1 protein-coding gene is annotated in these 308 nt (G+C 67.2%); it reads right to left on the bottom strand.

Features of this window, described 5'->3' with window-relative positions:
* Positions 1–308: hypothetical protein (locus EE949_RS18270; RefSeq protein WP_164666795.1), on the bottom strand; the 308-nt coding region annotated here is incomplete at both ends.

The raw sequence follows: 308 nt of genomic DNA, 5'->3' as shown, positions 1-308 counted from the left end.
TCTTGTCCGCTTCCTGCTGCTTGGCGGTCACGACCGGCTCCAGCGACACCATCGAGGTGTTGCAACGCGATTCGAAATCGCCGTCCGGGTCGTACACGTAGGCGATGCCGCCCGACATGCCCGCCGCGAAGTTGCGGCCGGTGTTACCCAGCACGACGACGGTGCCGCCGGTCATGTATTCGCAGCCGTGGTCGCCGGTGCCTTCGACGATGGCCGTGGCGCCCGAGTTGCGCACCGCGAAACGCTCGCCGGCCGCGCCGTTGAAGAAGGCTTCGCCGCTGATCGCGCCGTACAGCACCGTGTTACCG

This window comes from Pseudomonas viridiflava (assembly GCF_900602065.1).
In the GTDB taxonomy this organism is placed as follows: Bacteria; Pseudomonadota; Gammaproteobacteria; order Pseudomonadales; family Pseudomonadaceae; genus Aquipseudomonas.
This window is presented reverse-complemented; position numbering and strand designations above follow the sequence as displayed.